5 protein-coding genes are annotated in these 8,069 nt (G+C 37.0%); all 5 read right to left on the bottom strand.

Features of this window, described 5'->3' with window-relative positions:
- Positions 1-34: 34 nt before the first annotated feature.
- The 5 genes from HMPREF2811_RS06540 to HMPREF2811_RS06520 all read right to left on the bottom strand — a co-directional run bounded on the left by HMPREF2811_RS06540 (position 35) and on the right by HMPREF2811_RS06520 (position 7,715).
- Complete coding sequence (locus HMPREF2811_RS06540; RefSeq protein ID WP_071408646.1) at positions 35-1,471, bottom strand: 6-phospho-beta-glucosidase; 1,437 nt, start codon at positions 1,469-1,471, stop codon at positions 35-37.
- Between the two features lie 157 nt (positions 1,472-1,628).
- The gene (locus tag HMPREF2811_RS06535) at positions 1,629-2,378 is read right to left on the bottom strand and encodes a MurR/RpiR family transcriptional regulator (RefSeq protein WP_071408645.1); all 750 of its coding nucleotides are present in this window, start codon (positions 2,376-2,378) and stop codon (positions 1,629-1,631) included.
- Between the two features lie 19 nt (positions 2,379-2,397).
- Positions 2,398-4,218 carry a type 1 glycerol-3-phosphate oxidase gene (gene glpO, locus HMPREF2811_RS06530; RefSeq protein ID WP_071408644.1) on the bottom strand — a complete coding sequence of 607 codons (1,821 nt, stop codon included), beginning with the start codon at positions 4,216-4,218 and terminating at the stop codon, positions 2,398-2,400.
- A gap of 645 nt (positions 4,219-4,863) precedes the next feature.
- Positions 4,864-6,384: a glycerol kinase GlpK gene (glpK, locus tag HMPREF2811_RS06525; RefSeq protein ID WP_071408643.1), complete on the bottom strand. Its 1,521-nt coding sequence runs from the start codon at positions 6,382-6,384 to the stop codon at positions 4,864-4,866.
- Positions 6,385-6,827: 443 nt separating this feature from the next.
- Positions 6,828-7,715 carry an SDR family oxidoreductase gene (locus HMPREF2811_RS06520; RefSeq protein WP_071408642.1) on the bottom strand — a complete coding sequence of 296 codons (888 nt, stop codon included), beginning with the start codon at positions 7,713-7,715 and terminating at the stop codon, positions 6,828-6,830.
- Positions 7,716-8,069: the final 354 nt, after the last annotated feature.

Raw genomic sequence — 8,069 nt, 5'->3', positions numbered from 1 at the left:
ATTTTTTGCTGTTTGCAATAATATTACCTCCTTCCTATAAATTTTCACCATTACTATTAATAACTTGTTGATACCAAGCAAACGATTTTTTCTTCGAACGTTTCAAGGTACCATTACCTTGATTATCTTTATCAACATAAATCATGCCGTAACGTTTTTCCATCTCTCCTGTACCAAAGCTGACAATATCAATAATGCCCCATGGTGTGTATCCCAATAAATTAACCCCATCTTCTAATACTGCTGCTTTTAATTGTTTGATGTGAGCCTTTAAGTAATCAATGCGGTATTGATCATTGATACTGCCGTCCGCTTCAACTTTGTCATAAGCGCCAAAACCATTTTCAACAATAAACAACGGTAAATCATAACGCTCATGAATGACATTTAAAATATATCGTAAGCCTACCGGATCAATTTGCCATCCCCAATCACTTGCTTTAACAAATGGATTTGATAACCATTTACTATTCTTATAATCTGGTATCTCATAACCACCCTTATCTTGTAAAGTCGTAACTGTTCCTGACATATAGTAGCTAAATCCTATAAAGTCGACTGTGCCTTCCTTCAAAGCCTTAAGTTCTTCATCAGAATAGTCAATTTCATATCCTTTATCTGCCCATTCATTTAAAACATAATTAGGAATCTCCCCTTTAGCATGGACATCGCTATAAAAATAACGTCTCTGCATTACTTTTAAGGCAGCCATTTGATCATCTGGATTACTTGAATAGGGATAAACTGGTACATAAGCCATCATACAGCCAATTTGAAATTCCGGATTGATTTGATGACCTAACTTAACGACTTTAGCTGATGCAATGAGTTCATTTAGACCAGCTTGATAAATAATTTCTTCTCGATTTTCTCCTTCCTCAAAAAGAATGGCTGAATTGGTCCATGTATGAAGTTCATGTTGCCCATCGGCTTGATTATTAATTTCATTAAAGGTCATCCAATATTTTACTTTGTTTTTATAACGGGTCATTACAACTTCAGCATATTTTACAAAACAATCGATGACTTCTTTACTACGAAAACCACCAAATTCTTTATACAAATTATATGGTATTTCAAAATGTGATAAAGTAATGACAGGTTCAATGTCGTTAGCTAATAACTCATCAAACAAATCATCATAAAATTGTAAGCCTGCTTCATTTGCTTCTTCATCATTGCCGTTAGGAAAAATCCTCGTCCAATTAATAGAAGTTCTAAACGCTTTCAATCCTAATTCTTTAAATAACTGAATATCTTCTTTATAACGATGATAAAAATCAATCGCTTCATGATTTGGATAATATTTTTCAGATAGAATTCCATCAGTAATTTCTCTGGCAACCCCATTGCTACCTGCAGTCATAACATCAGCTGTACTGATACCTTTTCCATCTTCATTCCATCCACCTTCAATTTGATGAGCGGCTACAGCGCCTCCCCAAAGAAAGTTCTCTGGCATTTGTTTCATTCATATCCCCCCTCTACACCTCTCATTATATCGATATACCGCTTACATTTCATTAATATAAGGTTTGTTGGTACGTTTACTATAAAAAAAGAATAAACATCAAGATGGTACAACGTGTACCAATTCGCCGTTTATTCTTTGTATAGCGTTATTTAATTTAATTATTTTTCTTTTTTTCTAGATTAATCATATTATATAAGACTTTTGATAAAGCTTCGATTAGGAATATTGCGGGTATTTGTGATGTAAAATCTTCATGCAAATTAATCCGCCAAATATCAATTTCATAACTTAAAACAAAATCAGCCATGATGGCCAATTGACTTGTTGGATCACTGGTTATCGCTACTACGGTAAAATCGGGGCGATTTCGAAATCCATTTACAATTTCAGTAATCTCATTCGTGTTACCAGTAACGGATAATGCAATAATCATATTGTCTGTCGTGTTACGTAATTTTCCAGAAATTGGATACGTATTATCCACCAAACCGAAGCTATTAATTCCTAAGGTAGCAAATCGTCTAGCTGCGTACTCACACATCGAACCCGATGCCCCAATACCACAAAAGATAACATTTTCTGATTCAAGCATCTTTTCTGCAATCTGCAGCATCGTAAACTCAGTATTACTCGGAAATGTACTTGGCGAAATAATCCCTTCACTATTAATAACAGACGTGTCGCCTGGTTGATGCGTTTTGACATTAATTTTAAATTCTGCATAACTATCAAATCCTAATTTTCGAATAAATCGCATTACCGACGAGGCCGATGTATGTGATTCCGATGCCACTTCGCGAATTCGCATATAAGGAATTTTCTCAATATTACTCGACATATAATGATACAAAACCTTTTCCGTCTCGGATAAACTATTAAAATCCATCTTTCCAAAAAAAGACATTGTCCTCTCCTCTTTTCTCTTATTTAAGATGTTTCAAATCATTTTCATTTAATGTTGCGATTAATTCATCATGATATTTTTGCGTAGTAGCCTCATCCCAATCATAATATTCACGCATGGTTTGTAATACTGGTTCAACCATTTGATCAACTTGCTCACGCATAAATAAAATATAATTAGTACGACGTAATAAATAGTCCACTGGCGTTAACACTAGTTCTTCTTCCATTGAGTATTGTAAAGAAATCCAATCTTTCAAGGATAATTTGTGGCCAAATGGATATTTATTCGTTAAGTTAAAGACTTTAGGTACGTTTGATCCGTATAAGTTAGCTAAATAACGGGCATCTTCTCTTGATAAACCACGTCTAACTCCTAATTCTGCTAAATTTTCTAACTCTTCATCGACATTCGCTGGGTTAAATTCGCCCCCCGATACCGGATAGGTCTTCGAATTAATCATTCTAAAATGTAAATGGTGTTGCTCTGATAAGATATCTAATATCTTTAATAAGGCTCCTTCTGCCATTTTACGGTAGTCGGTAATTTTACCACCTGCTAAAGTTAATAAACCATTTGGATCTAATTCTAAACTTGAACCTCTAGAGACTGCTGAAGGGTCTAGTGTTTTCTCTGAGACAGAGCCTTCTAATGAGCCCACTGCAGACTCAACAGCTGCACGGTTTGCTTCGCCATCTAAATAGGCTTTAACCGTGTCGATTAAATGATTAAATGATTCGTCAGAAACTTTACCAGAGTTCCCTCCATTATAATCAGAGGCTGCATTGCCTGAAATTAATGGTCGTAAGCCTGCCCATGAAGATTCAATATTACTTAAGGTAACATTAGCTTTGGGATAACGACGATTCACGATACGCAAGAGATAATCCACATCTTCTTGGGTGACTCTTGGATGAGCTAAATCACCATTATAATCTGTATCGGTAGTACCAAAGTAGGTTTTATTTTCTCGTGGTAACACAAAAATCATACGACCATCACCTTCGCCACTATCAAAATAAGTAGGTTGTGACACTTTAATGACACTTTCATCTACCACTAAATGCACCCCTTTAGTAGGACGCATAATCGCTGTTTGATGTTGATCATCTAATTGACGGATAGTATCAGACCATGGTCCCGTCGTATTAATCACCACTCGTGCTTTAATCTCAAACGTCGTGTCATTCAATAAATCTTCAGCTTCCACACCGATGACTTGCCCTTCGTCATCAAATAATAAGCCGACTGCTTTTACACGACTGGCGATAAAAGCCCCATCTTGTGACGCTCTTTTAATATTTTCAATCACTAAACGCGCATCATTATTACGATAGTCTAGATATACCCCACCGGCTACTAAGCCTTCTGGACTTAAATCTGGTTCGCGTTCTAAGACTTCTGCTTTAGTTAACATTTTATTAGCTAAAGGTGTATTATTCACGCCTGCTAATAAATCATATAAATCCATCGCTACTTTTAAGCGGAATTGACTAAAAGTAGCTCCCGGTTCATCATAGACCGGCAATAACATCGGATCGGCTTTAGGAATGTGGGGAGCGATTTGTTGTACTACCGCGCGCTCAGACACAGTGTCAGATACGACTTCAACATCAAATTGTTTTAAATAGCGTAAACCACCATGAACTAATTTGGTTGAACGCGAGGAAGTCCCTTCAGCAAAGTCTTGCATTTCAATTAGGCCCGTTTGTAAGCCTGAAGCTGCTGCTTGTAATGCCACACCCGCCCCAGTGATACCTCCTCCGATAATCAATAGATCCAGGGTTTGTTCTTGCAGTTTCGCAATCGATTGTCTTCTTGATTCAAATGATAATTTCATAACTTGATTCCTTTCTATTGTTTATTTTCGAAATCAATTAAAGATAAAAATTAGGTTGGACTCTCTTGCAAAAAAATGAGTCTGTCCTTTAGACCTATTTTTATAAGGTTGATCCGGTTTACAAATTAATCAACATACTATTTGTTCTAGGGAGTGGGAAAGACGTAGAGAATAAAATAATCTTCGCTTTGTCTTTCCATCCTTGCACAGTTGGGAGCGGAGCAGAATTAGCGAATCAAATAATTTTCGCTTCGTCCGTCGCCCCCCGAAGAGTTGAAAGTTGGACAAAAGTAGAAAAATAAATGATTTATGCTTCGTCCGTCCATCCTCGCACAGTTGGGAATGGATCAGAATTAGCGAATCAAATGTTTTTCCGCTTCGTCTGTTCCCTTCGCACAATTAGGTAGCAATCAAACAAGTCTTTAAGACTGTGCTTAATACCACTCAACCACTGTCGGTTTAATTAATGAGCAATAACTTGACCGAATTTTTCAAGGTAATTCTCAGTCACTTTAAGACTGCGCTTGACGCCACTCAACCACTGCGCGCTTATTATTGAGCGATAACTTGATTGAATTAATCAAATTGATGATCATCCTCATGCTTATAAATAAGATACTATTTTAACTGAATACTTTGATTACTTTATTCAATATTAGTCTCATCGCGTTCGGCAAATAATTGGGTAGCCGCTACCGCTTTTTGCCATCCACGATATAATTGCTCCTTACGGGCATTGTTCATTTCAGGTTTAAATAATTGAGAGGTCGCATTTAAAGATTTAATCTCGTCCATATCACGCCAGAAGCCAACCGCTAAGCCAGCTAATAACGCTGCACCTAAAGCCGTGGTCTCTAAATTAGTAGCACGCGCAATTTCAATTCCTAAAATATCTGCCTGGAACTGTAATAAAAAGTCATTCATCGCTGCGCCACCGTCAACTTTTAAGACCGGTATATCTATACCTGAATCACTTTGCATCGTTTCAATAATGTCACGGACTTGGTAGGCAATCGATTGTAAAGTTGCTTTAACGAAATCTTCACGTGTTGTCCCTCGGGTTAATCCAAAGACTGAGCCTCGTGCATCTGAATTCCAATATGGAGCTCCTAGACCAGTAAATGCCGGTACAATATAGACTTCATCGTTATTCGTTGATTTTTCCGCTAAACGCTCGGACTCTGGTGATGATTCAATCATTTTTAAGCCATCACGAAGCCATTGAATCGCCGAACCAGCTACGAAAATAGACCCTTCTAGCGCATAGTTCACTTTACCATTAATACTATAACCAATCGTGGTTAAGAGATTGTTTTTCGAAATTAAGGCTTCTTCACCGGTATTCATAATGATAAATGAGCCTGTTCCATAGGTATTTTTAACCATGCCTTTTTCAAAAGCTAATTGACCAAATAAAGCAGCTTGTTGGTCTCCTGCCATTCCTGAGATGGGCACTTCTCCACCATAGAAATGAAAGGAAGCAGTGGTACCATAAATTTCTGAGTTAGATTTCACTTCCGGCAACATTGTAGTTGGAATATTCAAGATTTGTAAAATCTCCTCATCCCATTGTAAATCATTGATATTAAATAACATGGTCCGCGCGGCATTAGTATAATCAGTGACATGAGTCGCACCATTGGTCAATTTCCATACTAACCAAGTGTCAATCGTACCAAATAACAATTCGCCCTTTTCTGCTCGTTCTTGCGCCCCTTCAACATGATCTAAAATCCAACGAATTTTAGTCGCTGAGAAATAAGCATCAATGACTAAGCCTGTTTTTTGGTGAAATAACTCTTTATGTCCCGCATCAATTAATTCATCTGCTAAATAAGCTGTTTGACGTGATTGCCAGACAATCGCATTATAAATAGGCAAACCGGTCTGTTTATCCCAGACCACCGTTGTTTCACGTTGGTTAGTAATTCCAATCGCTTCAATTTGGCTAGGTTTCACGCCACTTTCAATAAACGCTCCCGCAATTACGGATTGGACTGAGTTCCAAATGAGATTTGCATCATGTTCTACCCAACCTGCTTTAGGGAAAATTTGGGGAAATTCTTTTTGGTAGGAAGCCACCATTTCCCCCTTTTTATTAAAAATAATTGCGCGTGATGAGGTCGTACCTTGATCAATCGCCATAATAAACTTTTCTTCGTTCATGAGAAACCTCCTCGAATTTTACTACTACACTTCTAGTATAATCCTGCCATTATGAAAATGCTAACAAAATTGATTGTATTATTTATTTAAATGAAAATTTTGTTATAAAAGAAAAAACAATAGCCGAACAGACTTTATCAGCTGGAAATTTGCTAATTCAACACGTCATCAAAATCAATCACCAAAATCGTGCAATACACAAAAGTCAAACTCAATTAGCCTATAACTGCATAATACAAAATAATTCAATCACTTATTATGGCTTAATACTAGAAGCTTCAAAATTGAATGCCCAACATATTCAAGTACAATTACATAATGTTACCTAGTGAATATGAAGCCAAAGCTAACTCTTAAAAAACGCTGAATGCACAAAAAAAGCCAGTAAAACATCGAGCTGTCTTACTGAACTTTTCCTAAAAAATACCTATTATTAATATGTCTTAATTAATTGCTTTACCACCGGTGACACCATAAATTTGTGATGTGACATATGACGATTCTTCTGAAGCTAAAAAGACATAAACCGGTGCTAATTCGACTGGTTGTCCTGCCCGCTCTAAGAGGCTAGCTTGTCCAAATTCAGGTAATTTTCCTTCTAATTGTCCGTCATCTAATTGAAGGGGTGTCCAGATTGGTCCAGGTGCTACCCCATTGACTCTGATACCTTTTTTAGCGAAATATTGAGCTAAATTTTTAGTGAAATTAGTAACTGCTGCATTAGTAGCGGCGTAATCCATTAATTGTGGACTAGGACTAGTTGCTTGTACCGAAGTTGTCGTTACAATTGTTGCACCTGTTGGTAAATGCTTTTCGGCTGCTTTCACCGTTTCATACATCGAGATAATATTAACTTTGAACGTATCTTCTACTTGTTCAATACTTAATTCAGAAAGACTTTCTACTGCGATTTGTTGAGCCGCATTTAAAACTAGGATATCAAGTTTACCGAGTTCTTTAACCGTCTGTTCCACTATCTCGGTCGCAACATTATTATCGCGTAAATCAACTGGCATCAATAATGAGCGACGTCCTTCTTTTTCAATAAGCTCTTTTACTTCTAAAGCATCTTGTTCTTCACCTGGGAAATATTGAATCGCAACATCGGCACCTTCCCGTGCAAAAGCAATCGCAACGGCGCGGCCGATTCCAGAGTCTCCCCCAGTAATTAAAGCTGTTCTGCCTGCTAAGCGGTTATTTCCTTTATAAGATGTTTCACCGCAATCAGGTTCTGGTAACATTTCATCTTGTAGTGCTGGAGTGTCTTGTTCTTGATCTAAAAACTTTCCTGTATGATACAACGTTCTTGGGTCTTTCAGGTTCTTGTGCATTGCTTGTTCCTCCTTCTACTTGATAGACTCAGTGTAAAGGAAATGATAAGTATATTCAAAAGATAAGACTTACTAAACTTAATTATTAGTCAAAAAAGTACTTAAAAGAACATACGTAGTTAAATAACGAGTGAAACTTTGCATTACGATACTCTCTCTATAAGCAGTTAAAAAATCCTCTTTGAATCAACGAAAAAGAGTTCTCATTATCAGTGGTTATGTATCGTCAACCCATTTTTGTAGACCTTCTCCACCCATGCAATTTTTAAAGTGGGGGCAAAGCAAAAATTAAGCGATTATTAACTACTGATTTAGCCTAATCGAGGCTGGGCATAAACTTGATAAATTTAGTTA

The sequence above is a fragment of the Globicatella sp. HMSC072A10 genome (assembly GCF_001811625.1).
Lineage (GTDB): Bacteria > Bacillota > Bacilli > Lactobacillales > Aerococcaceae > Globicatella > Globicatella sanguinis.
Note: the sequence above shows the minus strand (reverse complement) of the source record. Positions and strands in the feature narration are given on the sequence as shown.

Coding starts and splice junctions, on each gene's coding strand:
- HMPREF2811_RS06520 (WP_071408642.1), bottom strand. CDS start 7,715: ATGCACAAGAACCTGAAAGACCCAAGAACGTTGTATCATACAGGAAAG.
- HMPREF2811_RS06535 (WP_071408645.1), bottom strand. CDS start 2,378: ATGTCTTTTTTTGGAAAGATGGATTTTAATAGTTTATCCGAGACGGAA.
- HMPREF2811_RS06540 (WP_071408646.1), bottom strand. CDS start 1,471: ATGAAACAAATGCCAGAGAACTTTCTTTGGGGAGGCGCTGTAGCCGCT.
- glpK (WP_071408643.1), bottom strand. CDS start 6,384: ATGAACGAAGAAAAGTTTATTATGGCGATTGATCAAGGTACGACCTCA.
- glpO (WP_071408644.1), bottom strand. CDS start 4,218: ATGAAATTATCATTTGAATCAAGAAGACAATCGATTGCGAAACTGCAA.